This window comes from Gordonia crocea (genome assembly GCF_009932435.1).
Lineage (GTDB): Bacteria > Actinomycetota > Actinomycetes > Mycobacteriales > Mycobacteriaceae > Gordonia > Gordonia crocea.
Window position 1 is genome coordinate 116,807 of the sequence record NZ_BJOU01000019.1, and the last position, 26,375, is coordinate 143,181.

29 protein-coding genes are annotated in these 26,375 nt (G+C 69.4%); 22 read left to right on the top strand and 7 right to left on the bottom strand.

The genetic code is table 11. The annotated features are described in order from the left end of the window. Positions 1-4 precede the first annotated feature (4 nt). The 12 genes from nbrcactino_RS17270 to nbrcactino_RS17325 all read left to right on the top strand — a co-directional run bounded on the left by nbrcactino_RS17270 (position 5) and on the right by nbrcactino_RS17325 (position 11,131). A complete protein-coding gene (locus nbrcactino_RS17270) occupies positions 5-1,003 on the top strand; it encodes an alpha/beta hydrolase (RefSeq protein ID WP_161928688.1) in 999 nt (332 codons plus the stop codon). A gap of 136 nt (positions 1,004-1,139) precedes the next feature. Continuing rightward, the gene (locus nbrcactino_RS17275; protein ID WP_161928689.1) at positions 1,140-1,445 is read left to right on the top strand and encodes a hypothetical protein; all 306 of its coding nucleotides are present in this window, start codon (positions 1,140-1,142) and stop codon (positions 1,443-1,445) included. A gap of 22 nt (positions 1,446-1,467) precedes the next feature. Continuing rightward, positions 1,468-2,205 carry an ABC transporter permease gene (locus tag nbrcactino_RS17280; RefSeq protein ID WP_161928690.1) on the top strand — a complete coding sequence of 246 codons (738 nt, stop codon included), beginning with the start codon at positions 1,468-1,470 and terminating at the stop codon, positions 2,203-2,205. Beyond that, positions 2,202-3,038: an ABC transporter permease gene (locus nbrcactino_RS17285; RefSeq protein ID WP_161928691.1), complete on the top strand. Its 837-nt coding sequence runs from the start codon at positions 2,202-2,204 to the stop codon at positions 3,036-3,038. Before nbrcactino_RS17280 ends, nbrcactino_RS17285 begins: the two co-directional genes overlap by 4 nt. Positions 3,039-3,084: 46 nt before the next feature. After that, the gene (locus tag nbrcactino_RS17290; protein WP_161928692.1) at positions 3,085-4,332 is read left to right on the top strand and encodes an ATP-binding cassette domain-containing protein; all 1,248 of its coding nucleotides are present in this window, start codon (positions 3,085-3,087) and stop codon (positions 4,330-4,332) included. A 169-nt stretch (positions 4,333-4,501) separates the two neighbouring features. Beyond that, a complete protein-coding gene (locus tag nbrcactino_RS17295) occupies positions 4,502-4,786 on the top strand; it encodes a hypothetical protein (protein ID WP_161928693.1) in 285 nt (94 codons plus the stop codon). Between the two features lie 29 nt (positions 4,787-4,815). Beyond that, positions 4,816-8,247 (top strand): GH92 family glycosyl hydrolase, encoded by a 3,432-nt coding sequence (locus tag nbrcactino_RS17300; protein WP_161928694.1) that lies wholly within the window; start codon positions 4,816-4,818, stop codon positions 8,245-8,247. A 323-nt stretch (positions 8,248-8,570) separates the two neighbouring features. Continuing rightward, on the top strand, positions 8,571-8,939 hold the full coding sequence (rplN, locus tag nbrcactino_RS17305; protein WP_161928695.1) for a 50S ribosomal protein L14: 369 nt from the start codon (positions 8,571-8,573) through the stop codon (positions 8,937-8,939). A gap of 2 nt (positions 8,940-8,941) precedes the next feature. Beyond that, positions 8,942-9,259 carry a 50S ribosomal protein L24 gene (rplX, locus tag nbrcactino_RS17310; protein ID WP_124246725.1) on the top strand — a complete coding sequence of 106 codons (318 nt, stop codon included), beginning with the start codon at positions 8,942-8,944 and terminating at the stop codon, positions 9,257-9,259. Position 9,260: 1 nt separating this feature from the next. Beyond that, on the top strand, positions 9,261-9,836 hold the full coding sequence (gene rplE, locus nbrcactino_RS17315; RefSeq protein ID WP_161928696.1) for a 50S ribosomal protein L5: 576 nt from the start codon (positions 9,261-9,263) through the stop codon (positions 9,834-9,836). A gap of 15 nt (positions 9,837-9,851) precedes the next feature. Then, entirely contained in the window at positions 9,852-10,037 is a 186-nt protein-coding gene (locus nbrcactino_RS17320; protein ID WP_007319192.1) for a type Z 30S ribosomal protein S14, read from the top strand. Positions 10,038-10,204: 167 nt separating this feature from the next. Beyond that, complete coding sequence (locus tag nbrcactino_RS17325; RefSeq protein WP_161928697.1) at positions 10,205-11,131, top strand: TIGR03564 family F420-dependent LLM class oxidoreductase; 927 nt, start codon at positions 10,205-10,207, stop codon at positions 11,129-11,131. A gap of 5 nt (positions 11,132-11,136) precedes the next feature. Here the strand turns inward: nbrcactino_RS17325 and nbrcactino_RS17330 are convergent, their stop codons facing one another. The 4 genes from nbrcactino_RS17330 to nbrcactino_RS17345 form a co-directional block, all read right to left on the bottom strand. After that, positions 11,137-11,409: a hypothetical protein gene (locus nbrcactino_RS17330; RefSeq protein WP_161928698.1), complete on the bottom strand. Its 273-nt coding sequence runs from the start codon at positions 11,407-11,409 to the stop codon at positions 11,137-11,139. A gap of 394 nt (positions 11,410-11,803) precedes the next feature. Further along, positions 11,804-12,346 (bottom strand): dihydrofolate reductase family protein, encoded by a 543-nt coding sequence (locus tag nbrcactino_RS17335; protein WP_161928699.1) that lies wholly within the window; start codon positions 12,344-12,346, stop codon positions 11,804-11,806. Positions 12,347-12,394: 48 nt separating this feature from the next. Beyond that, positions 12,395-14,128: a family 2A encapsulin nanocompartment cargo protein cysteine desulfurase gene (locus tag nbrcactino_RS17340; RefSeq protein ID WP_371864611.1), complete on the bottom strand. Its 1,734-nt coding sequence runs from the start codon at positions 14,126-14,128 to the stop codon at positions 12,395-12,397. Beyond that, positions 14,070-14,999, bottom strand: coding sequence for a family 2A encapsulin nanocompartment shell protein (locus tag nbrcactino_RS17345; RefSeq protein WP_161928701.1), 930 nt, complete (start codon positions 14,997-14,999; stop codon positions 14,070-14,072). Before nbrcactino_RS17345 ends, nbrcactino_RS17340 begins: the two co-directional genes overlap by 59 nt. A 315-nt stretch (positions 15,000-15,314) precedes the next feature. Between nbrcactino_RS17345 and nbrcactino_RS17350 the strand changes: the two genes are divergently transcribed. Then, entirely contained in the window at positions 15,315-16,340 is a 1,026-nt protein-coding gene (locus tag nbrcactino_RS17350) for a TQXA domain-containing protein (protein WP_161928702.1), read from the top strand. 16 nt (positions 16,341-16,356) lie between these two features. Here nbrcactino_RS17350 and nbrcactino_RS17355 read toward each other — a convergent pair whose 3' ends face one another. From nbrcactino_RS17355 to nbrcactino_RS17365, 3 genes are read right to left on the bottom strand one after another with little or no spacing between them, the layout of a single operon-like run. Next, positions 16,357-16,878, bottom strand: coding sequence for a DUF4334 domain-containing protein (locus tag nbrcactino_RS17355; RefSeq protein ID WP_161928703.1), 522 nt, complete (start codon positions 16,876-16,878; stop codon positions 16,357-16,359). A gap of 33 nt (positions 16,879-16,911) precedes the next feature. Further along, positions 16,912-17,163 (bottom strand): hypothetical protein, encoded by a 252-nt coding sequence (locus tag nbrcactino_RS17360; RefSeq protein ID WP_161928704.1) that lies wholly within the window; start codon positions 17,161-17,163, stop codon positions 16,912-16,914. 21 nt (positions 17,164-17,184) lie between these two features. Then, positions 17,185-18,129, bottom strand: coding sequence for an NAD(P)-dependent alcohol dehydrogenase (locus nbrcactino_RS17365; RefSeq protein ID WP_161928705.1), 945 nt, complete (start codon positions 18,127-18,129; stop codon positions 17,185-17,187). An 83-nt stretch (positions 18,130-18,212) separates the two neighbouring features. Here nbrcactino_RS17365 and nbrcactino_RS17370 point away from each other — a divergent pair, with 83 nt between their 5' ends. The 9 genes from nbrcactino_RS17370 to nbrcactino_RS17410 all read left to right on the top strand — a co-directional run bounded on the left by nbrcactino_RS17370 (position 18,213) and on the right by nbrcactino_RS17410 (position 26,329). Then, on the top strand, positions 18,213-18,857 hold the full coding sequence (locus tag nbrcactino_RS17370; RefSeq protein ID WP_161928706.1) for a TetR/AcrR family transcriptional regulator C-terminal domain-containing protein: 645 nt from the start codon (positions 18,213-18,215) through the stop codon (positions 18,855-18,857). Between the two features lie 135 nt (positions 18,858-18,992). After that, positions 18,993-19,295, top strand: a complete 303-nt coding sequence (locus nbrcactino_RS17375; protein ID WP_161928707.1) for an urease subunit gamma — start codon at positions 18,993-18,995, stop codon at positions 19,293-19,295. 27 nt (positions 19,296-19,322) lie between these two features. Next, positions 19,323-19,643, top strand: a complete 321-nt coding sequence (ureB, locus tag nbrcactino_RS17380) for an urease subunit beta (protein ID WP_228461008.1) — start codon at positions 19,323-19,325, stop codon at positions 19,641-19,643. After that, the gene (locus nbrcactino_RS17385) at positions 19,643-21,352 is read left to right on the top strand and encodes an urease subunit alpha (protein WP_161928709.1); all 1,710 of its coding nucleotides are present in this window, start codon (positions 19,643-19,645) and stop codon (positions 21,350-21,352) included. The genes ureB and nbrcactino_RS17385 overlap by 1 nt, the downstream gene beginning before the upstream one ends. Beyond that, positions 21,352-22,017: an urease accessory protein UreF gene (locus nbrcactino_RS17390; protein WP_161928710.1), complete on the top strand. Its 666-nt coding sequence runs from the start codon at positions 21,352-21,354 to the stop codon at positions 22,015-22,017. Before nbrcactino_RS17385 ends, nbrcactino_RS17390 begins: the two co-directional genes overlap by 1 nt. Next, positions 22,010-22,756, top strand: coding sequence for an urease accessory protein UreG (gene ureG, locus nbrcactino_RS17395; protein ID WP_161928711.1), 747 nt, complete (start codon positions 22,010-22,012; stop codon positions 22,754-22,756). Before nbrcactino_RS17390 ends, ureG begins: the two co-directional genes overlap by 8 nt. Further along, entirely contained in the window at positions 22,753-23,490 is a 738-nt protein-coding gene (locus nbrcactino_RS17400) for an urease accessory protein UreD (protein WP_161928712.1), read from the top strand. Before ureG ends, nbrcactino_RS17400 begins: the two co-directional genes overlap by 4 nt. Continuing rightward, positions 23,487-24,491 carry a HoxN/HupN/NixA family nickel/cobalt transporter gene (locus nbrcactino_RS17405; protein ID WP_161928713.1) on the top strand — a complete coding sequence of 335 codons (1,005 nt, stop codon included), beginning with the start codon at positions 23,487-23,489 and terminating at the stop codon, positions 24,489-24,491. Before nbrcactino_RS17400 ends, nbrcactino_RS17405 begins: the two co-directional genes overlap by 4 nt. A 128-nt stretch (positions 24,492-24,619) precedes the next feature. After that, complete coding sequence (locus tag nbrcactino_RS17410) at positions 24,620-26,329, top strand: purine-cytosine permease family protein (protein ID WP_161928714.1); 1,710 nt, start codon at positions 24,620-24,622, stop codon at positions 26,327-26,329. Positions 26,330-26,375: the final 46 nt, after the last annotated feature.

The window sequence follows — 26,375 nt, forward strand, 5'->3', positions numbered from 1 at the left end:
GCACATGGCCGTATTGACTCACCTGCGTTCCGCGGCAGCGGTGGGCGGCGCACTGCTGACCTCGCTGACGGCGGTGGTGGCCGCCGGCCCCGCCGCGGCCGCGCCGGTGGCCCGGATCGTGTCCGTGCAGTCCATGGGTGCCCAGCACCTGCGGATCACCGCATTCTCCCCGTCGATGCGGCGCAACATCCCCCTCGACGTCTTGGTGCCGCGGGACCGCGCCAAGCCGGCACCCACCCTGTACCTGCTCAACGGCGCCGCCGGTGGCGAGGGCGAGGGCAACTGGGCGGACAAGACCGACTACATGCGGTTCTTCGCCGACAAGCACGTCAACGTCGTGACGCCACTGAAGGGCAAGCTGTCGTACTACACCGACTGGCTGCGCGACGACCCCAAGCTCGGGCGCAACAAGTGGGAGACGTTCCTGACGCGCGAGCTGCCGCCGGTACTGGACGCCAAACTCGGCAGCACCGGCGCCAACGGCGCGGCCGGCATTTCGATGGCGGGCACGTCGGTGCTCAACCTGGCCGTCGTCCGTCCCGGCTTCTACCGCGTCGTCGCGTCGTACAGCGGATGTGCGCGCACGAGCGATCCGGTGGGGCAGGAGTACATCAAGCAGGTCGTCGAGGGTCGCGGCGGCGGCAACGTCGTCAACATGTGGGGGCCGCTGGACGGTCCCGATTGGATCCGGCACGACCCGTACGTCAACGCCGCCAAGCTGCGGGGCATCTCGATCTACCTCTCCTCGATGACCGGGCTGCCGGGGCAGGACGAGGTGGTCCACAGCCCCGCCGACGTCGACGGCGAACTCGTCGACCGCGTCGTCCTGGGCGGCGGCATCGAGGCCGCCATGGACCTGTGCAGCGCGCAGATGGCCCAGCGCTTGCGGGCCCTGCACATCCCGGCGACCGTGGTGGTCCGCCCGACCGGCACCCACTCGTGGGGCTACTGGCAGCGCGAACTCAAGGCGTCCTGGCCGCAGATCCGCCGGGCGCTGTCGTAGGAGTCGCGCGGTTCGGTCACGGATTTGCGGCAAACACGTGACACCCGCCCGTCGCTCACCGGAATCGGCGCGGCGGCGGACCACAATGGGGCCAAGCACCCCAGCGGGGGTGTCGAGCCGAAACCAGGTGGCCCCTATGCACGATCTCATCGTCCTGATCGACGAGCGCGGACGCGTGACGCCGCGCTTGACCGCCATCCGGTGGGATGGCGAGTCGGTGACGTATGGACAGTTGCGCGAGCGGGTGTGCGACTACGACCGGGTCATCGCCGCGGCCGGGCTGTCCGAACTTGCCGCGCTCTCCGCGGCGCTGCTGAGCCTGATGCCGGCCCAACTGCGCGCACGGCAACCATCTGACCAGGCGGAACTGGTGGCCGAGGCCATCGCCTGGCTGGGCCGCGAGGACCGCGGCCGGGCCGCGTCGGTCACCGCAGTCGTCTGAGCCGACGATAGGCTTGGTGCCCATGAGGCAATGGTGGGTGCTGACGACGCGCGGGCTGGCCTCTATCGTGCGCAGCGGCGAGATCGTTTTCGCGCTGGCGTCGCCGGTGGTGCTGGCGGTCTGCTTCTACATCCCGCTGAAATCGCAGATGAACCAGACGATGGATTATGCCTCCTTCCTGATGCCGGTGATCGCGTTGCAGGCGACGGCCTTCGTGGCGAGTGCGGCGGCGGTGCGGGTCGCGTTCGACCGGGTCAACGGCATCAACACCCGGTTCCGCACCTTGCCGATGGGGTTGATGACCCCGCCGTCGGCACGGCTGGCCGCCAACGCGGTGCTGCTCGTCGCATCCCTGTTCTGTGCGGCGCTGGTCAGCCTGATCATCGGATGGCGCCCGCACGGCGGCGTCGCCGGGACCGCCGGCCTGTTCGCGCTGGCCTTTGCCGTCGGGGTGGCGCTGGTCCTCATCGCCGACGGCATCGGCCTGTTGGCGGGAACGCCGGAGGCGACCAGTCAGGTCCTCACCCTGCCCGTGCTGGTCCTGGGGATGCTGTCGACGGGGTTCATGCCGGTGGAGAAGTTCCCCGACTGGGTCGAGCCCTTCGTGCGCAACCAGCCGATCTCGGCGTTCGCCGACGCGATGCGCGCCCTGAACACCGGGTCCGCCGGGTCGATCGTGCCGGCGCTCTGGTGGGCCGCGGGATTGCTCGCCGTCGGTGCCGCGCTCGTCGTCGTCGCGACCGGGCGGGTCCGCCGGTGACCGCGGCGCCGGCCCAGACGCCGGCCGACCGGCGGTCATGGGTGGGGGAGATCGCCGCGTGGGCCAGGGAGAGCGTCGTGCTCGCCAACCGCCAGTTACGCGTCCAGGCGGCCGACTATTCGACGGTCATCCAGATCGTCGCGGTCCCCGCGCTGACCCTCCTGCTGTTCAAAGTGGTCTTCGGCGACGTCGTCGGCGCGGCCATGGGCAAGGACAGCATCTACGCGACGGTGCCCCTGGTGATCGTGGTCAGCGCGATGTTCGGTTCGGTGACCAGCGCGGTGCGCCTCAACAACGAACGGCGCACCGGATTGTTGGCCCGGCTGCACGTGCTGCCGATCAACCGGGCCGCGGAGTTGACCTCGCGTCTGCTTGCCGAGGTCGTGCGCATCGTCATCGTGACCGTCCTGCTGCTGCTCATCGGGATGGCCATGGGATTCCGGTTCCACGGGAGTGCGGTGGCGGCCCTCGGCTCGGCGCTGGGGATCATCGCAGTCGCGGTGATGTTCGGTACCGCCTTCTCGGTGGGTGTGCTCGCGCTGGCGGTCAACGCCCGCCCGGACTCGCCCATCGTGCCGGTCATCTCGCTCATCAGCAGCCTGATGATGTTCTTCAACGCCGGGTTCAACCCGGTCGACCAGTATCCGCGGGTGTTGCGGCCCTTCGTCGAGCACCAGCCGATGACGCCGGCGATCAACGCGATGAACCACCTGGCCTCGGGAGAGAGCGCCGCCGCCGACCTGGTGGTGGTGGCCGCCTGGTTCGTCGGCGCCCTCGTCGTGTTCGGCTATCCCGCGGTGCGCGGATACCGGCGTGCGGCGGTAGGCCGGTGATGCGCTTGCCGAGGTCTGCGCGCCGGGAACGATAGATTGGCCAGCAATGGATGAAGGGAAGCAAGTGTCGAGATCGGAGCCGCCGACGAACGTCTCCCCGGCCGGGCCGGCGGTGACCCCGGCGAAGCCCGCGGTGTCGCCCAGCACCCCCGGCCGGGCGGGTGGGGAGGGCGAGCCCAACATCATCGCCGTCCCGGAGGCCTTCGACGACTACTACGGCGTCGACTCCGGTCCGAGTGTCACCAAGTCGGTGCTGGAGCCCGTCGTCGCCGAGGCCGAACTCGCCCCGGCGCGCACCGTCGCCCCCCGGGAGGCCCGGGCGCGCATCGCGCTGGACGCCCCCGCCATCGAGGTGACCGGTCTGCGCAAGGTCTTCGGGGACACCGTCGCGGTCGACGACGTGTCGCTCGTGGCGGCGACCGGGAGCGTCCTGGCGGTGCTGGGGCCCAACGGGGCGGGCAAGACGACGACGGTCAACATGCTCACGACGCTGCTGCGCCCCGATGGCGGCACGGCCCGCGTTGCCGGGTTCGACGTGGTGTCGCAGGCGGCTCAGGTCCGCCGGAGTATCGCGCTGACCGGTCAGTTCGCCGCCCTCGACGAGGCGTTGAGCGGTCGGGACAACCTCGTGCTGTTCGGTCGGCTGCACGGGATGGACAAACGGGCGGCGCAGGTGCGCGCCGACGAACTGCTCGCCGACTTCGACCTGGTCGATGCCGGGGCGCGCCAGGTGTCGAAGTACTCCGGCGGAATGCGCCGCCGGATCGACATCGCCTGCGGCCTCGTCGTGTCGCCGCGCGTGTTCTTCCTCGACGAGCCCACCACCGGGCTCGACCCGCGCAGCCGGCAAGAGGTGTGGTCGCTGATCGAGCGGCTCAAGGAACAAGGCGTGACGGTGCTGCTCACCACGCAGTACCTCGAGGAGGCCGACCTGCTCTCGGACTACATCGTGGTGATCGACCACGGGCGGGTCATTGCGTCCGGTACGGCCGAGCAACTCAAGGCGGCGACCGGTGGCACCGTCTGCGAGGTCACCCCGGCCCGCATCGACGACCTGCCGGCGTTGGCGCAGGCCCTGGGCGGACTCCTCCCCGCCGACGGCGGAATCGGCGAGACGTCGGTGTCGGTGCCCGCGGCGGCGGGAGCCGAGGTTCTCGTCGAGGTGGTGCGCCGGGCCGGCGAGGCAGGGATCGCCATCGCCGATATCGCCATGCGCAGCCCCTCCCTCGACGACGTGTTTTTCCAGCTCACCGGGCCTGGTCAACCGACCGACACGCCGCTGTCGGTTGATTGAACGGTTCGCCCGCGGCGTGGTTTAGGCTCAACGGTTTCCCGTTTCCCCGCGTGATTCCTGGCGTCCCGGCGGCTTTGTGTGGCAAACTGTGAGTGTTCTGGGAGTTTCCTGGAGCATTGCGCAAGGCCCCAAACGGGGTATTTGCGGATGGAGATCTGAGGGGATCGACATGATGACGCAGGTGATGGACCACGTCAGCACCCGTGCAGCGACCACGCCGCGCTTGACCGCGGCCCGGTTCGGCGACTGTGCGGTGACCTATGGAGACCTTGACAAGGTCATCAACGAGTACCAGGCCGTCCTGAGCCGTCACGGTCTCGGGCGCAACGCCGCCCTGACCGCGGGAATCATGGCATCGCTGCCCACCGTGTCCACCGGCGATTCGGTCGCCGAGGTGGTCGAGTGGCTCGGGCGCGACATCGAACCGACCGTCGGCCTGCGCGCCGTCGGCTAAGCCGCCCCGCCGCCTGACAAACTGGGTGCGTGGCGAAGTCAACGCACCCTCGTAACCCGATCTGCCCCGAGCCGCTGGTCCGCGGCGTCGGCCCCTCATACGCCGTCAACGCCAAACCCGGCGTCGGACTCACCTCCGCCCATCCGTGGGGTTTCCAGGTCCGCGCCCGGGCCGGTACCGCGTGGCGCACCGTCCTCGACGACACCGGCCTCGAAGGGCGACTGATCCCCGCCGACTCATCGCTGCGATTCGCCGTCTTCCCCGTCTTCGACGCCGACGAACCCGACGTCCGCGACGGCTATGCCGCCACCGCCGTCACCGTCGACCTGCGGTTCACCGACGGCACCCGGCTCTCCGATGCCGATCCCGCCGATCAATACGGCGTCGCGGTCGATCCGGCCGCGCAGTACCGGGCGCGCATGCTCGCCGTCGACCAGTGGTCGTCGCGGACCGTGTCGCTGGCCGCGGCCGCCGGCAAGACGGTCGACCGTGTGGAAGTGGCCGGTGTGGTGCCCGCGCGGGTCGCCACCCCGATCGGTGGGGCCGGCGCCCCCGACGACGGGCCGCGGCCCCAGATCGGCTTCCTCGACCGCGTCGACATCGTCGCGACCGATCCCGATACCGAAACCGGTGGTGGAACCGATCCGGTCGACCGGGTCGTGACCACGCGTGGCACCTTCTCGTCGGACCGGTTTTCCCGCGGCGGGTGCGCCCCGCTGGTGGCGGTGCCGCACGGCTTCGTCTTCGGGTTGCCGATGACCGACGGCGGCAACCGCGGCTGGCCCTACTCGTATCACGAGGCCGGCCGCGTCGACTCGAATCCGCCGCAGGACCCGTCGACCGACTCGGCCACCGTCCGGCCGTACCTGCAGTCCTTCGCCACCTCGCACATCCCGTCGCCGTGGATGGGCGACCGGGGGAGTTTCCAGGTCTTCCCGCACCCGTTGGCCCACCCCAAGCCCGACCGCGACGACCGGGCGCTGCCGTTCTCCCACGACGACGAGTTCGACCGACCCCACCTGTACGCGGTGGTCCTCGACGACGGGATGCACGCGCCGATCCGCGCGGAGCTGACCGCGGGGTCGCATTCGGTGTGGCTGCGCGCGACGTACGGCGGCGACACCGGATCGCTGGTCTTCGACCAGCTCGACGCCGACGGCTTCCTCGACCTGCCGGACCCGGTACCGGGGCAGCGCTACGTCGCCACCGCGTACGTCGACGGTCCGGGCGGCCTGACGCACGTCCCGCGGATGTATGTCCACGTGGAGGTCGAGGGTCGGGTCCTGAGCGCCCGGCGGTTTCCGGGGCACGAGCGGGAGGCGGTGCTCGGCGCGCTTACCATCGGGTTGTCGCCCGCGGACCGGTCGGTCACCGTCGCCATCGGGACCTCGCACATCAGCCTCGACCAGGCGCGCCGGAACCTGGCACACGACCGGGCGGCAGGCTCCTTCGACGAGGTCGTCGAGGCGACGAGGGACCGCTGGTCGGCGGTCCTCGGGCGGCTCGACGTCGAGGGTGCCAGCGCCGACCAGCTCACCACCCTCTACTCCAGCCTCTACCGGGTGCACCTCTACCCGAACGACGCCTCGGAGCCGACCCCGGACGGGCCGCGGTTCGCCTCGCCGTTCGCCTACCGCCCCGACGTCGACGACACCCCGACGCACACCGGGCGGCGGATCGTCGACGGCCGGCTGACCGTTACCGACGGGTTCTGGGACTCCTATCGGGCGAGTTGGCCGCTGCGCACCCTGATCGCACCGACGCTGACCGGGCGCCTGCTCGACGGATTCGTCGAGCACTTCCGCGACGGCGGCTGGGTGAGCCGGTGGTCGGCACCGGCGCCCGCCGACATCATGACCGGGACGTCGAGCGACGCGGTGTTCGCCGATGCCGCCGTCGCCGGGATCGCCGATCTCGGCGATTTCGACGTGATCGGGGCCTACGACTCCTGCCTGCGCAATGCGACCGTCCCGTCGCCGAGTCGTTTCGTCGGCCGCAAGGGGATGGCGCAGTCGATGTTCACCGGCTACGCCGACACCGAGGCGCACGAGGGGATGTCGTGGACGATCGACGCGGCGATCAACGATGCGGCGATCGCCGCCTTCTCCCGATACCTGCTCGAACGCTTCCCCGGCCACGACCGGGCCGAGGAGTTCGCCGCCAACGCCGTCTGGTTCGCCGCGCGGGCCGCGCGCTACGCGCTGATGTTCGACGAGTCGACCGGCTTCTTCCGCGGCCGGGAACCCGCGGCGGCCGGTGGCGGCTGGCGCACCGGCCCGTTCGACCCGCGCAACTGGGGCACCGACTACACCGAGACCAACGCCTGGGGGACGCGGTTCACCGCGCCGCAGGACGGTCAGGGGTTGGCGCAACTGTACGGCGGGCGCGCGGAACTCGAGGCGGCCCTCGACGAGTTCATGGCCCTGCCCGAGACCGGGCGCCCGGAGTTCATGGGCGGCTACCCGGTGGTGATCCACGAGATGCGCGAGGCCCGCGACACCCGGATGGGCATGCTGGCCCTGTCGAACCAGCCGGCCCACCACATCCCCTTCATGTACGCCTTCGCCTCGCGGGAGGGGAGTACCGCCCACGCCAAGACCCAGGCGATCGTGCGCGACGCGGTGCGCCGGCTCTTCGTCGGATCCGATCTCGGCCAGGGCTACCCCGGCGACGAGGACAACGGCGAGATGTCGGCGTGGTACCTGCTCGCCGCGTCGGGGCTGTATCCGGTGACCATCGGCAGCGGGCAGTTCGTGCTGTGCGCGCCGAGCCTGCCGCGGTTGACGTGGACGCTGGAGAACGGCGCACAGATCGACATCGTCGCGCACGGTTTCTCGTCGGAGAACGTCTACGTGCAGGCGGTGCGCGTCGACGGGAAGCCGTGGGACAGCATCACCATCGAGCGCGAGCGGCTCACCGACGGGGTGGTCATCGAGTTCGAGTTGGGGTCCTCGCCGTCGGATTGGGCCGCGGGGAGTGTGCCGCCGTCGCTAACCGCCGAGGGGGCGCAGCCGGCGCCGCCGGTGGACCTCACCTCGCCGGACGGGGCCGGTGCGCTGGGCGCCGACGACGCCGGCCACGCCTTCGACGACTCGTCGGCGACCGCGCCGGCGGTGCTGGGCGCCGGCGGGCACGTCGGATGGGAGTTCGCGGGTCCGACGGTGGTCGACCACTACACGGTCACCGTCGTCTCACCGGGGACGTATGCGTGGGAGGTGCAGGCGCGCGGTGCCGACGGCCGGTGGTCGCCGGTCGGCGCACAGACCGCGCAGTTCCGGTGGGAGAACCAGACCAGGGTCTTCGCCGTCGCCCCCGCCGTCGACGCTGTTGCCGCTGCTGGTGGTGCCGACACTGGTGGTGGTGCCGACGCTGGTGCTCCCGGGCCGGTCGCGGCACTGCGGCTCGTCGTCGACGATCCGATGTCGCTGGCCCAGCTGGAATTCCTGCGCCTGGGCTCCTGACCCCCGCCCCTTCCGCCGACTGGGCCCTGTTTTCCGCCGACTGGGCCCTCGATCTCGTCGACTGGGCCCTGATCCTCGCCGACTGGGCCCTCGATCTCGTCGAGTGGGCCCTCTCGTCGTCGCTGGATTTGGCCCCGACCTGCGCATTCCCCTACACTGAAACGGTTGCCTGCGGCGCAGTAGCGTCGCGAGTCGGCACGTGAACCCACTGGTGTTGCCTCGGGAGACCGAGAAACGCCAGGCAGGCACGTGTCTGATGGCAGCAGGCCGTGCGCGTCGGGTCGGTAATCCGGCGGGCAACAACACCAGGTCAGGAGACACGAGTGATTCAGCAGGAATCCCGCGTGCGCGTCGCCGATAACACCGGTGCCAAGGAAATCTTGTGCATCCGCGTGCTGGGTGGCTCGTCGCGGCGATACGCCGGGATCGGCGACGTCATCGTCGCCACCGTCAAGGACGCCATCCCCGGCGGCAACATCAAGAAGGGCGAGGTCGTCAAGGCCGTCATCGTCCGCACTGTCAAAGAGCGTCGTCGTCCCGACGGCAGCTACATCCGCTTCGACGAGAACGCGGCCGTCATCCTCAAGGGTGAGAGCGATCCCCGCGGTACCCGCATCTTCGGCCCGGTCGGCCGCGAGCTGCGCGAGAAGCGCTTCATGAAGATCGTTTCGCTGGCTCCGGAGGTGCTCTAACCATGAAGGTGCACAAGGGCGACACCGTGATCGTCGTTTCCGGCAAGGACAAGGGCGCCAAGGGCAAGGTCATCCAGGCCTTCCCGAAGCAGCAGCGTGTCCTCGTCGAGGGCGTGAACCGCATCAAGAAGCACACCGCCGCGTCGGCTGACGAGCGCGGCGCCTCCTCCGGGGGCATCGTGACCCAGGAGGCCTCCATCCACGTGTCGAACGTGATGGTCGTGGACTCCGACGGCAACCCGACCCGCGTGGGTTACCGGACCGACGAGGAGACCGGCAAGCGTGTCCGGATTTCCCGCAAGAACGGGAAGGACATCTGAGATGACCACCTCTGAGAAGGTCCAGCCTCGGCTGAAGACTCGCTACCGCGAGGAGATCAAGGACTCCCTCAACAAGGAGTTCTCCTACGAGAACGTCATGCAGATCCCCGGCGTGGTGAAGGTTGTCGTGAACATGGGCGTCGGTGACGCCGCCCGCGACTCCAAGCTCATCAACGGCGCCGTGAAGGACCTGGAGCTGATCACCGGTCAGAAGCCGGAGATCCGCAAGGCCCGCAAGTCGATCGCCCAGTTCAAGCTGCGCGAGGGCATGCCGATCGGCGCCCGCGTCACGCTGCGCGGCGACCGGATGTGGGAGTTCCTCGACCGCCTCGTGTCGATCGCCCTCCCGCGTATCCGCGACTTCCGCGGCCTGAGCGACCGTCAGTTCGACGGCAACGGCAACTACACGTTCGGTCTCAACGAGCAGTCGATGTTCCACGAGATCAACATCGACTCGATCGACCGACCGCGCGGTATGGACATCACCGTTGTCACGTCGGCCACCAACGACGACGAGGGTCGTGCGCTGCTCCGCGCGCTCGGCTTCCCGTTCAAAGACAACAACGCGAAGAACTGACGGTAGGGATTACTGATGGCAAAGAAGGCTCTGGTCAACAAGGCCAACAAGAAGCCCAAGTTCGCCGTGCGCGCCTACACGCGCTGCAACAAGTGCGGTCGCCCGCACTCGGTGTACCGCAAGTTCGGCCTGTGCCGTGTGTGCCTGCGCGAGATGGCGCACGCCGGCGAGCTGCCGGGCGTGCAGAAGTCCAGCTGGTGAGCTGACGGTCCGGCGGTTGCCGGACCGATAGGACTACGACGACGACCCCGCCTCCGATGGGAGGCGGGGTCGTCGTGCATTCGTCGACTGGGCCCTACTTCTCGTCGACTGGGCCCTGTTTCTCGTCGACTGGGCCCCGGGTAGACCGCACCCGATAGGTTGGACCGATGGAGATCACCATCATGCACGCGGTCGACAGCCGCAAGACCCTGCACCTCGACGAGTACATCGCCACCCTCGCGACGTTTGAGTCGGAGGGGTTCCGGCGCGCCTGGGCAACGCAGATGCCGACCGACGCCGACACGTTGACCGTCCTGGCCGTCGCCGGGCGGGAGGTGCCGCGGATCGAATTCGCCACCGGCGTGCTGCCCATCCAGCCGCAGCATCCGATGAAGCTCGCCCAACAAGCGCTGACGGTCAACGCGATCACCGGCGGCCGACTCACACTGGGAATTGGGTTGACCCACCAGGTGGTGACCGAGGGAATGTGGGGTATTTCCTACGACCGCCCGCTGCGGCGCATGTCCGAGTACCTCGACGGCCTGCTGCCGTTGCTGTCCGGCGAGATGGCCGACGCGGTGGGCACATTGACCACGACGCGGGGTGCGATGACCCTCAACGAGGTGCCCGCGCCGCCGGTGTATCTCGCCGCGCTCGGGCCGCAGATGTTGGGGCTGGCCGGTCGTCGTACCGCGGGCACCGTCACCTGGATGACCGGGCCGAAGACGTTGCGCGACCACATCGTGCCGACGTTGCGCGAGGCCGCCGTCTCGGCCGGGCGCACGGCCGGCGATGTCCGGACCGTCGCCTTTTTGCCGCTCGCCGTCACCGACGACGTCGAGTCGTCGAAGGCGGCCGCCGCCCGACAGTTCCGGATGTACAACTCGCTCCCGTCGTACCGGGCGATGCTCGACCGCGAGGGTTATGACACCCCCACCGACGCGGCTATCGTCGGCGACGAGAAGTCGGTCACCGCCCGCATCCGCGAACTCGCCGACGCAGGTGTCGACGAGTATGTCGGCATCGTCTTCGACCGCGACGACAAGGTGCGCGAACGGACTCGCGCATTGCTGCGCGAACTCGACGGCCGGTAGGTCGCTTAGGTTGGGTCGGCAAAGGTGACAATCGAGTACTTGGTGGCGGTGGGCGTTGCCGTGAACAGATAGATCGTCCCGCTATCGTCGATACGTAGGCCGCCAGGCTCGCCCGGGGTGCCGGTGACCTGGGTGCTTTTCACCGTAGTCCCGTCCGCGGAAATGGCGGTGATAGTGGTAGATCCGTCAGCGCCTTCATCGCTGTAGGTGAGCTGGTAGAGCGTTCCATCGGGTCCGGTGTACAGATTGCCGTATGGGCGGCCGGGGATGACAGCCACGAGCCAAGCCGATTCCGGTCGTCGCTGTGGTGACCTTGACCCGAGATTTAGTGATGTGGATCACATTTGGGGATATTGCGTTGAGAACGCAAGTAAGCCTATCGGCACGAAAGTGGCATAGCGGATAAGTCTCCGATAGTGGAAATCGGTTCACCCGTTTGGGGCAATGGGAGCGACGCGAGGTGGACGTGCGGCGAGTCGGCCAATCGATACGCCGACCGCCGCTGCATTCAGGGTATTTCTGCAGGTCATTGCGGCCGCGGAGTCGGTTAGGGCAACAGTCGCCGCGGGCCTGTTCAGGAGCGCTAGGGAGGGTGCCTAATGACTGCCGGCGAGCTCAAATATATGTGGGCTGGGTGTGGGCTGGGTTATTAACCGATGACTGTTTTGCGCGTTAAGAGGCTTCCTCGGGCGTGTAGCGCAGCGCCACGGCGCCGGACTTCAGCTGCCTGGTATTGGTCAGCCGCAAGTCGACGAACTCAGCCAACCCCGCGAACGGCGTCGGACCACGGCCGGCGATCCGTGGATGGACGATGAACTCGTACTCGTCGATCAACCCGAGCCGGGCCAGTTCGAGTGGCAGCGTCACGCCACCTACGTAAATCCCCGTACCGGGCTGTTCCTTCAGCCGCGTCACGGCCCCGGCGAGGTCGCCGCGGATCAGTTCGGCGTTCCAGTCGACGTCGGTCAGGGTGCTCGACACGACGTACTTGGGCATCGCGTTGATGCGCGCGACAAACGGGTCATCTGGCTCTTCGTCGTCGGGTACCCGCCACGCCGACTCCATCATCTCGTAGACGATCCGCCCGAACAGGAGGGTGTCGGCGCGGCCCAGGATCTCCGCGGTGTAAGCGTGCAACTCCTCGTCGGGGCGGCCAGCGAGGTGATCGCAGCAGCCGTCGACCGTCACATTGATCGAATACCGAAGGGGACGCATGCGCCCGACGCTACCTGCGGTCGGCTCCCGCGACGGGCGAACGGCGGGTCAGACCCCGCCGCGGGCGAGGCTGTCGACGACGTCGATGAATGCGTCGATCTCGTCGGTGGTGTTGTAGAACGCGAATGACGGGCGGACGGTCTGTTCGACGCCGAAGCGGCGCAGGATCGGTTGCGCGCAATGGTGGCCGGCCCGGACCGCGATGCCCTCCGCGTTGAGTGCCTTGCCGACCTCGAGCGGCTCGTGGCCGTCGAGCACAAAGCTCAACACGCTGGCCTTCTCGTCGGCGGTCCCGATGATCCGCACGCCCGGGATGGCGGCGAGCCGCGGCGTCGCGTACTCGAGCAGGAAGTGCTCGTAGGCGGCGATGCGCTCGATCCCGAGGTCGGCAACATAGCGCAGCGCCGTCCCCAAACCCACCGCGTCGGCGATGTTGCCGGTCCCGGCCTCGAACTTGTTGGGCGGGCCCTGGTAGAGCGCGCGCTCGAGCGTGACGTCGGCGATCATGTTGCCGCCGCCCTGCCACGGCGGTGTGTCGGCCAGTGCGTCTTCGGTGCCGTAGAGCACGCCGATGCCGGTCGGGCCGACGATCTTGTGCCCGGAGAAGACGAAGAAGTCGGCACCCAGGTCGACGACGTCGATGGGCATGTGGGGGATGCTCTGCGCACCGTCGATGAGGACTCGGGCGCCGTACCGGTGACCGATCTCGACGATCTTCTTGGCCGGCGTCACCGTGCCCAACGCGTTCGAAACGTGGGTTGCCGCAACGATTTTGGTCCGCGGCCCGACGAGGCGTTCAAGTTCGTCGAGCAACAGGTTGCCGCGGTCGTCGACCGGCGCCACCCTGATCACCGCGCCGGTGCGCTGGCTGATCAGCTGCCACGGGACGATGTTGGCGTGGTGCTCAAGGTGGGTGATGACGATCTCGTCGCCCTCGCCGAGATGCTTGGCGCCCCACGATTGCGCGACGAGGTTGACCGCCTCGGTGGTGCCGCGCACGAAGATCACGTCGTCGGCCCGAGGAGCGTTGATGAACTTCCGCGTCGTCTCGCGGGCGTCCTCGTACGCGTCGGTGGCCCGCGCCGCGAGCTCATGCGCCGCACGGTGGATGTTGGAGTTCTCGTGCTCGTAGAAGTAACTGATCCGATCGATGACGGCCTTGGGCTTCTGCGTTGTCGCTGCGTTGTCGAACCACACCAGCGGCCGACCGTTGACGGTTTCGGACAGGATCGGGAAATCCTGACGGACCGCGGCGACGTCGAGCGGTTGGTCGCCGGTGGTCGCGGTGGTCGCGGTGGTCGGCACTGCCGGGTGGTCGATGTCGACGGTCGTCGGGACGTCCTCGTCGACGACCGGCTGCTCGTCGATGAAGTAGTACGGCTGGGCGGTCTCCGACGTGAAGTAGAACTGCGGTGTCGCGGAGATTTCCTCGGTCGCCGACCCCGCCGTGGACGGGGTGGTGGGCCCAGTCGACGGGATTGAGGGCCCAGTCGACGGGATTGAGGGCCCAGTCGGCGGGAAAGAGGGCCCAGTCGGCGGGAAAGAGGGCCCAGTCGGCGCGGCGTAGAGCCGGCCGGCGAGCTTCGCCAGCTCGGCGGCGCTCACCGGCAACTCGCTGTCGGCGCCGGTGCTGCGGAACTCCCGCGGCACCGAGCCGCCACCTCCCAAACCCGTGCCGCCCAAACCCGTGTTTCCCAAACCCGTGCCTCCCAGCGCCGGGGGCTCAGGAGTAGTCATGGAAGTTGTCCACCGCGACGTCGTCGAGGACGGCCAGCGCGTCATCGGTCAGGGCGGCCAACGACGTGTAGAGCGACACCAGGTACGACGCCACGCCGGCCCGGTCGATGCCGGAGAAGCGCACGGTCAGGCCCGGGGTCTGGCTCTCGCCCTCGAGGTCGGGCTGGAACAACCCGACGACGCCCTGGCGCTCGACGCCGGTGCGCACGAGGATGAACTTGGTCTTCGACTTCTCCACCGGCACCTTGTCCGACGGGATGATCGGGATCCCGCGCCAGGTCAGGAACTGGGACCCGAAGAGGCTGACGGTGGCCGGCGGAACACCGCGGCGGGTGGCCTCGCGGCCGAAGGCGGCGACACCCAACGGGTGGGTGAGGAAGAAGCCCGGCGACTTCCACACCTTGGTGATGAGTCCGTCCAGGTCGTCGGGGGTCGGCGGTCCGGTCAGCGTGCCGACGCGCTGCTCGGGGACGGCCTGCGCGAGCAACCCGTACTCCGGGTTGTTGATCAGCGCGGACTCCTGGTGCTCCTTGATCGTCTCGATGGTCAGCCGCAGCTGCTCGGCGACCTGGTTGTGGGGGCTGGAGTACAGGTCGGACACGCGGGTCTGGATGTCGAGGACGGTCGAGATCGGCCGCAGCGTGAACTCGCGCGGATGGGTCTCGTAGTCGACGAAGGTCTGCGGCAGGTCGCCGTCGAGATCCGACTCGCCCTGGGCGACGTGGACGGAAACCTGGTCGGGGTTGACCACCCGGTTCACCCGGTAGATGCCGGCCTCGACGGGAACCCACTGCAGCAGGTCGAGGAGCCACCTCGGGGTGATCGTCGACAGTTGGGCGTTGGTCTTGGTCGCATTCGCCAGTTGCCGCGCGGCGAGGTCGCCGAGCGCCTGGGATTCGTTCTGCGGATTCGTCATCGGGTCCTCCAATAGGGGGTGGTCGCGGCACGGCTTCCCGGCGATTCGGGGCCAAGTGTGCTCCCCGAAGCGGTCCGTTGACTGTAATTCCGGGGGATTAGAGGTGGACAAATCGGCACGGGGTTGGATTCAGCGTGATCCGAACCCGCCGCAACTCTCCACAACGACGCCCGGCTGGCTTAGCGTGGTGGGCGTGAGTGTTCTGCTTTCGATGCGAATGTGCGACGTCGTCGTCGCACCGGGTTGTCGGTGTCGATGACCGACGGGTAGTCCCGTCGTGCGCCACGCCGCCCACCTCCATCGAAAAGAAGTCACATGTCCGAACTCGCGTTTGCCCGTCCCCTGCCGCGTCCCGTCATCCCCGTCGCGACGCCCGCGGCGAGCCCTGCCGTCGACGTACCGCCGTTTGAACGGCTGACCCGGTACCGCGGCGGCACCTACTCGCCGACGGTGGCGCGGATCCGGTTCGCCGACGGCACGACGGCGCGGACCGACCTCATCCGCCTCAACCCCGACGTCAGCGCCTACTCGCTGGACTTCAACGGCATGGTCACCGATTCGCCCACGGTCTACCGGCCCCGGGCGTGGGACCGGGTGACCGGGGTCCACGCGGCCCGGTTCCGGGCCTCGGCGATCTCGACGGTGCTGCACGAGTCGTACCCGGTGGTCGGGTTGCGCGTGTTGAGCGACCGGCTGCGTGCCGCCGGTTATGCCCTGGGAGCGGCCAATCTGCGCGAACACGAGGCGATCGCCGCGACGCAGGCGGCGATCTGGCGGTTGACCAACAATCTCGAGCTGGACACCGTTGCCCGCGACGAACCAGTCGAGGTGCGCGTCGTCGACGAGGCTGAGGGCAGCCTCATCGAGGTCGCCTTCGCCGACGACGTCGTGCTCGGCGGGTTCTCCGTCGGGATCGGCTCGGACTCGCCGGCCGATCGATTCGCGGTCCGGTTGCTCAAGCCGACGGCGCGCGGATGGGTGACGGTCGCCGGGTCGGTGTTCGAGACCGACGTGCACGGCACCCATGCCCGGACGCTGGGGGAGGCCGCGACCATCCGCGCAACCGGCCCCGCGGCGAGCCGGGTGGGCCATCGCCGCTATCGGCTCGACGTCTCCGCCGCCGGTCGGGTGCGGCTCGACGACCTGAGATTCCGGATCATCGGCTCGCGGTACGCCAACGACGCCCCGATCGTGCAGCTCTACCGCTACCTGCTCGACAGTGTCGGCCAGGATGCCGGCCGGGCGGCCGCACCGGTCGGTACCGGGGCGGCCAAGCCGTGGGTTCTGCTCGCCGACGATGCCTCCGAGCTTGGGTTGACGCCGCTGATCACCGTGCGGTGACCGCCGGCGACGGCGCTCACTCGCGCTCGAGCAGGAAGAAGTAGATCTGCGCCGAGCCGCGCTGGTCCATCGCGCCGAGAACCGTGTTCGCATCGAGCCGGCGGAAGTGGTCGATGACCGGGATGTCGTCGTAAACCATTGCGGCGCTGGCGGTTCCGCGGAATTCTACGACGCGGATGCGGGCGCGCGGCTTGGTGGTGCGCATCGCCCGGAAGGCGAGTCCGCCGCCGGGCGGCAACGTCCGCGGCATCCGGTTACCCAGCCGGTTGAGGGTCTGCATCGGGACGAGCTTCGGGTTCACCGCGAAGAGGTCGCCCGGCTTGCCGAACAGCAACGGGTGGACCGAATCGGCGTCGATGAATTCCTTGCCATACCAACCGCTGGCGTCGAGCAACCCGTCCATCGGGTGGCCGGTGGGTACCTCCGAGCCGTGCCAGCGGCCCAGCATGTCGTCGGTGGAAACCGGGGCAAGCGAGTCGAAGAGTTCCTCGGCGGCGGTGGCGCTCAGCCCCGAACGCAGGTCGGCGATGGTCGTCATGGTGGTGTTCTTTCGCAGTCGGTGGACGGTGGGTCAGGATTCGGTGGCCGGCGCGGCAACCCGTGGTCGACGGCCCTTCACCAGATAGACCAGCGGGAAGATCCCGGCGGAGTTGATGATGGCCAGCCCCGCCGACCACAAGGACTTCGGGCCGTTCACCTCGTCTTTGGTCCGGCTGCCCAAATCGCGCAACGCCCAGGCGCGGAGTCCGGCGTCGACGGCGGCAGCGCCGACGACGAAGCCTTTGGCCTTCGGGGACAGGTCATTCCAACGTTTGCGTGCCATGGTCACCACCGTACCGGCGCATCAACACCGGACGACGAGGTTGCCGACCTTGTGGCCGGAATCGACGCGCCGATGCGCCGCGACGATCTCGTCGAGGTCGACAACCTCCTCGATGACGACGCGCAGCACCCCGTCGGCGACCAGGCCCACCAGCGTCGAAAAGTCCTCGGCCCGCTCCGAGGCGACGCCGGCTTTGACGCCGCCGCGGGCGAAGACGTTGTCGCCCAGGCTGGCGACGGCAAGAACGGCGGTGCCGCCGTCGGCGAGCAGACTCGGGGCGCTGTGCCGGTCCAGCGTGCCGACGGCGTCGAGGACGACGTCGAAGCGCCGGTCGAGGTCGTCGAGCCCGGTGGTGGTGTAGTCGACGGTGTCGTCGGCCCCGAGGCCGGTCACGAACCCGGCGTTGGCCCCGCTGGTGACGGCGGTGACGGTGGCGCCGAGGTGCTTGGCCAGCTGGACCGCGTTGGTGCCGATGGCTCCCGAGGCGCCGATGACCAGGACCGTCGAGCCCGGGCCGGTGTTGGCGGCCCGCAGGAAGTGCAGCGCGGCCGAACCGCCGAACAGCACGCCGGCGGCCTGCTCGTGGGTCACCGACGCGGGCTTGTGGGCCAGCTTCTTGGCCGGTACCGCCACGTACTCGGCGTGGGTGCCCATGGCCGCCCCGGTCATGCCGCACACCTCGTCGCCGACGGCAATGCCCTGTACGCGGGCGCCCACCGCCTCGACGGTGCCGGAGAAGACGCCGCCCAGGATGGGGCGGCGCGGGCGGCGCAGGCCGAACACCAACCGCGACACGGAGCCGAAGCCGGGCGGGAAGTGGGCACCGCGGATGCGGGCGTCGCCGCTGGTGACCGCCGCGGCGGCGACGCGGACGAGCACCGCGCCCGGCTTGAGCCGCGGCACGGCGGTGTCGCGGACGTGCACGACCTCGGGCGGGCCGAATTCCTCGACGATGGCTGCGCGCATGACCTTCTCCTTACACCTGTAAGCCGACGTCTGAATGCTAACCTTACAGCCGTAAGACTGCAACCGACGACGAGGAGGAAGCGGTGGTCCGCGCCCGCCTGACCCGCGATGACGTGGTCGACGCCGCCGTGGCCGTCGCCGACGAGGGCGGGCTGACGAAGGTCAGCATGCGCAACGTGGGGCGCGCGCTCGGGGTCGAGGCGATGTCGCTGTATCACCACGTATCCGACAAGTCGGCGCTCCTCGACGCCATGGTCGACTGGATCTTCCGCCGGATCGAACTCCCCGCGGCCGACGACGGCTGGCGGGAGGGGCTGCGGCGCACCGCCGAATCGGCCGGACGTGTCCTGGCCGCGCACCCCTGGGCGCTCGGACTCGTCGAGTCGCGCCGGACGCCCGGGACCGCGGTCTTGCGCCACCACGACGCCGTCCTCGGCTGCCTGCGGCGCAACGGCTTCCCGGTCATGCTCGCCTCGCACGCCTTCTCCGCGGTCGACTCCTATGTGTACGGCTTCGTGCTGACCGAGACGAACCTGCCGTTCAACGACGGTGCCGAAGAGTACGTCGGGGAATTCACCGAGGCGCTGCCGATGAACGACTATCCGCACTTGGCCGAACTCGCCCGAACGATCATGGCCGACGGATTCCGCTACTCCGACGAGTTCGCCTACGGCCTGGACCTTGTGCTGGACTCGCTGGCGGTGCGGTTGGCAGCGGCGACGGACTGAGTCGTCGCCCTCGCGCCCCAGTTGTTTCGCGGTCGTTTCCAGTCGGTAAGAAGTCCTTTTCGCCGCCAACGGCGACCTGGGACGATGTCCCTCAACGGTCCCGGGTGGACATCTCGGGATGGCAAGATCTCCGGCATGCACTTCTCCGACGCCGACACCGAGAAGCTGATGTTGGCCGTGGCCGGGATGGTCGCCCGGGACCGGCGCGAGCGCGGCGTGCTGTTGAACCATCCCGAGACCGTCGCCTTGCTGTCGACGTGGATCATCGAGCGCGCCCGCGACGGGCTGAGCGTCACCGACCTCATGGACCAGGGCCGCCGGGTCCTGGCCCGTGACGAGGTGATGCCCGGCGTTGCCGAGCTGGTGACCGAGGTCCAGGTCGAGGCAACCTTCCCCGACGGCCGCAAACTTGTCACCCTGCACCACCCGATCGACTAGGAGGCCGCCATGGACCCCACCGCCCCGATCATCCCCGGCGAACTGCGCATCCGGCCCGGCCGGATCGAACTCAACGCCGACCGCGGCGACGCCGAACGCGCCGAATTCGTCCTGGTCAACACCGGTGATCGGCCGGTCCAGATCGGATCGCACGTGCATCTCCCAGATGCCAATGCGGCACTGGACTTCGACCGCGAGGCGGCGCACGGGTTTCGGCTGGACATCCCGGCGGGCACTTCTCAGCGGTTCGAACCCGGGGCGTCGCGCACGGTCGCGGCGGTCGCCCTGCGGGGCCGGCGCCGCGTGCCCGGGGTGGCGTTGGGCAAAACCGACGGCGGGAGGCTCTGATGGTGGCGATCGACCGGGAGCGCTACGCCGCGATCTACGGCCCGACGACCGGCGACCAGGTCCGCCTGGGGGACACCGATCTGTGGATCGAGATCGAGCGCGATCACACCGCCGGTGGCGAAGAATCGGTCTTCGGCGGCGGCAAATCCATCCGTGAATCGATGAACCAGTCCACCGTCACCAGCGCCGACGGGGCGCTGGACACGGTGATCACCAATGTCATCGCCGTGGATTGGTGGGGGATCGAGCGGGCCGACGTCGGCATCCGCGCCGGCCGGATCGTCGCACTGGGCCGGTCGGGTAACCCCGACATCGCCGACGGGGTGCATCCCGACCTCGTGATCGGTCCGTCGACCGACGTGATCGGCGGCGAGGGAAAGATCCTCACCGCCGGGGCAATCGACTCGCACGTGCACCTGCTCTCGCCGTCGCAGCTGCGCGAAGCGCTCGCGACGGGGATCACGACGGTGATCGGCGGCGGCACGGGACCATCGGAGGGCTCGAAGGCGACCACCGTCACCCCCGGGCCCTGGCATCTGGCGACGATCCACCGGGCCCTCGACGACGTGCCGCTCAATGTCGTGCTGCTCGGCAAGGGCAACACGGTATCCGCGCCGGGGCTCGCCGAGCAGGCGCTGGCCGGGGCCGGCGGGTTCAAGGTGCACGAGGATTGGGGGGCGACCCCGGCCGCGATCGATGCGGCGCTGCGCGCGGCCGACGAATGGGGCGTGCAGGTCGCGCTGCACTCCGACTCGCTCAACGAGGCCGGGTTCGTCGATTCCACGGTGAACGCCATTGCCGGGCGCAGCATCCACGCCTTCCACGTCGAGGGGGCCGGCGGCGGGCACGCCCCCGACATCCTGTCGATCGCGTCGTTGCCGCACATCATCCCCGGCTCGACCAATCCGACCCTCCCGCACACCGTCAACACGGTTGCCGAACACCTCGACATGCTGATGGTCTGCCACCACTTGAACCCGGCGGTCCCCGAGGACCTGGCGTTCGCCGAGTCCCGGATCCGGGCTACGACGATCGCCGCCGAGGACATCCTCCACGACCTCGGTGCGTTGTCGATCACCTCCTCCGACGCCCAGGCGATGGGGCGGATCGGCGAGGCCATCACCCGCACCTGGCAGGTGGCGCACGTGATGAAGGCTCGGCGCGGGCACCTCGGCGGCCCCGGCGACGGTCCGGCCGACAACCTGAGGGTCCGCCGCTATGTCGCGAAGTACACGATCAACCCGGCCACCGCCCACGGGCTCGACGACGAGATCGGCTCGATCGAGCCGGGCAAGCTCGCCGACCTCACGCTGTGGGAGCCGAAATTCTTCGGCGTCCGCCCGTCCTTGGTGATCAAGGGCGGGGCGATCGCGTGGGCGGCGCTCGGCGACCCCAACGCGTCGATCCCCACTCCGCAGCCCGTCCTGCAGCGTCCGGCGTTCGGCGACGCCGTCGGCGCCGACCTGTCGGTGAGCTTCGTGTCGCCGGCCGCGCTCGACGACGGTCTCGCGCAGCGGCTGGGTCTGCGTCGGCGGTTGGCCCCGCTCAAACCGACCCGGGCCGTCGGCAAACGGGATATGCGCCTCAACGACGCGCTCCCGTCGATCGACATCCGACCCGACACCTTCGAGATCACCGTCGACGGGGAACCCGTCGAGCCCGCCCCGGCGCAGCGGCTCCCGCTGGCCCAGCTGTACTCGCTGTTCTGATGTACACCGCGATGCTCCTCGCCGACGCCCGGCTGCCGACCGGGGGCCATGCCTATTCGGCGGGCGTGGAACCGGCGGTGCGTGCCGGGCTGCCCCCGGACCTGTTGGCGGACTATCTGATCGGCCGGGTGCGCACGGTAACCCGAGTGGAGGCCGGGACTGCGGTCCTCGCCCGGCACGTCCTGCTCGGGGACGCGACGGCCCATCGCCGCGCGCTCGCCGACGTCGCGGCTGCCTGGGCGGCGCGGACCCCGTCGCCGGCTCTGCGCGCCGCGTCGGTCGCCCAGGGCCGCGGGTATCTGCGGTTGGCTGCGCGGCTGTGGCCGGAGGCGCCGGCGTGGGCCCTGTTCGAGGACCGCGCGCCGTGCCGGGCGGTGGTGCTGGGCGCGATCGCGGCGGAATCGGGGATGCCCCCGGCCGACCTGGTCCGCACCGTCGTCTATGACGATGCCGCAGCGGCCGCCGCCGCGGTTCTGAAACTCGACCCGCGCGACCCCGCCGAGGTCAGCCGGTGGGTGCTCGACGCCTGTGCCACCGGCGAACCCTACGTCGCGGAGGTGGCCGCGTTGACCGATCCCGCCGACATCCCCGCCACCGGGGCCCCGCAAACCGAGGAGTGGGCCCAGGCCCACGCCCTCCTGACCCAAAGGTTATTCCGTGCCTGACTCCGCCCCCCGCACCCGTTCCTTCCGCCTCGGCGTCGCCGGTCCGGTGGGCACCGGCAAGTCGTCGTTGATCGCGACGGTCTGCCAAGCATTGGCCGATGACCTGGAACTCGGCGTCATCACCAACGACATCTTCACCGACGAGGACGCCCGGATGCTCAAGGCCGCCGGGGTGCTCGATGCCGAGCGGATCCGGGCGGTGGAGACCGGGGCGTGCCCGCACACCGCGATCCGCGACGATGTGACCGAGAACCTGTTGGCCGTCGAGGACCTCGAGCGTGATTTCGCCCCACTCGACGTGGTGCTGGTCGAATCCGGCGGGGACAATCTCACCGCTACGTTCTCCCCGGCGCTCGTCGACGCCCAGATCTTCGTCCTCGACGTCGCGGGCGGCGGTGACGTCGCCCGCAAGGGCGGGCCCGGCATCGGGCGCGCCGACCTGTTGGTCGTCAACAAGACCGACCTGGCGCCGTACGTCGGCGTGGACGTCGCGGCGATGGTCGACGACGGCCTCGCCGCCCGCGAGGGCCGTCCGGTGCTGGCGCTGTCCCGTCACGACCAGGCCTCGGTCGGGCGGCTGCGCGAGTGGGTCCTGTCGATGCTCGAGGCGCATGTCTCGGGGCGGCACACCCCGGTGGATCCGGGACCGATGGCGCCCCACTTCCACGCCGACCCCGACCACCCCGACGGTGGCCTCACCCACACCCACGCCCACGTCCCCGGACACACCCACCGGTGAGCCGGACCGTCGTCGCGGTCGGTGCCGGTGGCCCGCGGACCCGCGTCTCAATGTCGTCGGGCGCCGGCACCGCGCTGGTCCCGCGCATCCTGAACCGCACCGCCGATTCGGCGCGGGTCGCGCTGGTGCCGGGCGGGGCGATGGTGCTCGGCGGCGACCACCTGGACGTGTCGATCGACGTCGGTCCCGGGTGCGTGCTCGAGGTCGTCGAGGTCGGCGGCACCGTCGCCTATGACGCCGACGGCGCGGAGTCGAGCTGGCTGGTGAACATCACGGTCGGCGAGGGGGCGCGGCTGTTGTGGATGGGACGGGAGACGGTGGTGTCCACCGGGGCCAACCTCGTCCGGCGTACGACGGTCCGGCTGGCCGAGCGGGCCTGCGCGCTGCTGCGCGAGACGACGGTGCTCGGGCGCAGCGGGGAGCGCGGCGGCCGGGTGTGGCAGCAGACGACGGTGACCGGGCCGCGGCGGCCGGTCCTGGTCGAGGAACTCGAGCTCGACGGCGCCCACCCGGTGCCGGGGGTCCTGCACGGGCAATCGGTGATGGATTCGGTGTTGCTGGTCGGGCGCCGACCGTCCGAGGACGTCGGCGCGATGGCGCTGGCCGAACCCGGCGCACTGGCCCGGTTCCTCGGGTCCGCGACCCACGACAGCCCCATGGGCCGGGTGTGGTCAGACTGGTCGGGCGAGCTGCTCGCCGGGGACGGCGCAGACCGGGCGGGGGGCCGACGATGAGGGGCGAGTGGCGGGTCGCCGTCGCGGTGATTGCCGGCCTGAACCTGCTGGGGTGGGGGCTGCTGTTGACGGCGGTGGTGCCGTCGGGGATCCACTACGCGGTGGGCGGGTCCACGGCGCTGGCGGTCGGGCTGGCCGCCTATGCGCTGGGTATGCGGCACGCCTTCGACGCCGACCACATCGCCGCGATCGACAACACGACGCGCCGGCTCGTCGACCGCGGCCGTCCGGCCGCGACGGTGGGCCTGTGGTTCTCGCTCGGCCACTCGACCGTTGTCGTCCTGCTCTGCGCGGCGCTGTCGGTCGGCCTCGGCGCCGCCGCCGCGGCGATCGCCGCCGACGACTCCGGGGTGCACCGCGTCGCCGGGGTGTGGGGGCCGACCGTGTCGGCGGTGTTCCTGCTCGCCATCGCCGCCATCAACGTCTGGTCGATCCGGCAGGCGCGGCGCGGGACGGGCGGCGCCCCGCCCGGTGGGCCGGTGTGGTGGTTGATGCGCCGCTTCGAATCGGTCGTGGACCGTCCGTCGCGGATGTTCGGGGTCGGCTTCGCCTTCGGCCTGGGCTTCGACACCGCGACCGAGGTCGGCCTGTTGGCCATCGCCGGAACCGCGACGCTGGGCCGGGTGCCGTGGTGGGCGGTGATGACCCTGCCGGTCCTGTTCGCGGCCGGGATGGCGGTGGCCGACACCGCCCAGGGGGCGGTGATGCGCCGCGCCTATGCCTGGCGGACGGGTGCCGGCGACGGGCGACCGCGACGCCGGGCCGTCACCTATGCGGTGGTGATGACCGGCCTGTCGGCGGCGGCCGCGGTGGCCGTGGCCACCGTCCAACTCGCGGGGGTGGGGACCGAGACCCTCGGCTGGGGCGGCGTGGTCGCGCGGGTCGGCGCAATCGACCTGGAAAGCGCCGGGATCGGCCTCACCGTCGCGCTGCTGGTCATCTGGGTGGTGGCGGCGATCGGGTTCGGCATCGCCGGCCGCAGACGTGTAACCGTGTCTTAGCCTCCGCAGCCACGGTGTAGCACGCCGGAAACATCGGTGTCCCACCGGGAAAACACGGCCTTCGTACCGTCGCAGCACACGGAAATCGACGACGTCGAGTCGTCGACTGCGCAGTCGAGCGGAGGACCATGACCGACACAGTGGATACGAGGGCCGGGGATACCAGGGCCGGCGTTTCGCCCGTCAACACGAGCGAGCGCGAGGCACTGAAGGAGACGCTGGAGGACTACACCCTCCGGTTTGCGCCGCGGAGCTATCGGCGCTGGGGGCCGGCGGTCGTCGCCACCTCGGCGCTCGGCGGGATCGCCTATCTCGCCGACTTCTCCATCGGGGCGAACATCGGTATCGCCCACGGGACGGGAAACGCGCTGTGGGGCATCCTCCTGTTCGCCATCGTCGTCCTCATCACCGGGACGCCGCTGGCCTACTACGCGGCCAGGTACAACATCGATCTGGACCTGGTCACGCGTGGCAGCGGATTCGGCTACTACGGCTCGGTCCTGACCAACCTCATCTTCGCGTCGTTCACGTTTATCTTCTTCGCCCTCGAGGGCTCTATCATGGCCCAGGGCCTCAAACTCGGACTCGGCATCCCGCTGCCGGTCGGCTATCTGGCGTCGACGTTGATCGTCTTGCCGCTGGTCGTCTACGGGATGAAGGCGTTGGCGAAGCTGCAGGTCTGGACCACCCCGCTGTGGCTGGTCATGATGGTGGGCCCGTTCATCTACCTGGTGGCCGCGCATCCCGGTTCGGTGGGCGACTTCCTGAGCTTCTCCGGCGTCGACAGTGCCGGCAAACCGTTGGGCAACGGGGTCAGCTGGGCCGGGATCATGCTGTGCGCCGGGGTGTGTCTGGCGCTGATCGCGCAGATCGCCGAGCAGATCGACTACCTGCGGTTCATGCCGCCCCGCACCGAGGAGAACAAGCGGAAGTGGTGGACCGCGGTCCTCGTCGCCGGTCCCGGATGGGTGTTCTTCGGCGCGCTCAAGCAGGTCGCCGGATTGTTCTTGGCGGTCTACCTGATCGGCCACGTCGCCGACAGCGTCGGGGTCGCCAACGAGCCGGTGCACCAGTTCGTGATGATCTACGAGGAGTTCATGCCCGCCTGGCTGGCGATGACCCTGGCGGTGATCCTGGTGGTGATCTCCCAGATCAAGATCAATGTCACCAATGCCTACTCCGGCTCGCTGGCATGGACCAACTCGTTCACCCGCGTCACCAAGACCTACCCGGGTCGACTGGTCTTCGTCGTGGTCAACCTGGTCATCGCCCTGGTGCTGATGGAAGCGAATATGTTCAGTTTCCTGTCGGAGCTGCTGAACTTCTACGCCAACTGCGGTATCGCCTGGATCGTCGTCGTCGCCACCGACATCGCGATCAACAAGTACGTGCTCAAGATCAGCCCGAAGCATCCGGAGTTCCGCCGCGGGATGCTGTACGCGGTGAACCCGGTGGGCTTCGTGTCGGTCATCGTCGCCGCCGGTGCATCGATCCTGGTGTTCTTCGGCGTCTTCGGCGACGCGGTTGCCCCGTATTCGCCGATGGTCGCCGCGGTTCTCGGATTCGTCACGCCCCCGGTGCTCGCGGTCGCGACCAAGGGTCGCTACTACTTGCGCCGCGGCGACGATGGAATCGATCTGCCGATGTATGACGAGGACGGCAACCCCAGCGACGTCAAGCTGTGGTGCTGCGTCACCCAGACGGAGTTCGAGCGGCCGGACATGATCGCCTCGGCGGTCCCGGCGCCCGACGGGTCCAAGCAGTACATCTCTTCGCTCGCGCTGTCCTGCGACCGGACCGGCGAGCATGTGCTGCCGGCCGATCCGCCGGTGCGCTGAGTCGGATACGGCGAGGCCGCCCGTCCATGCGACGGGCGGCCTCGAT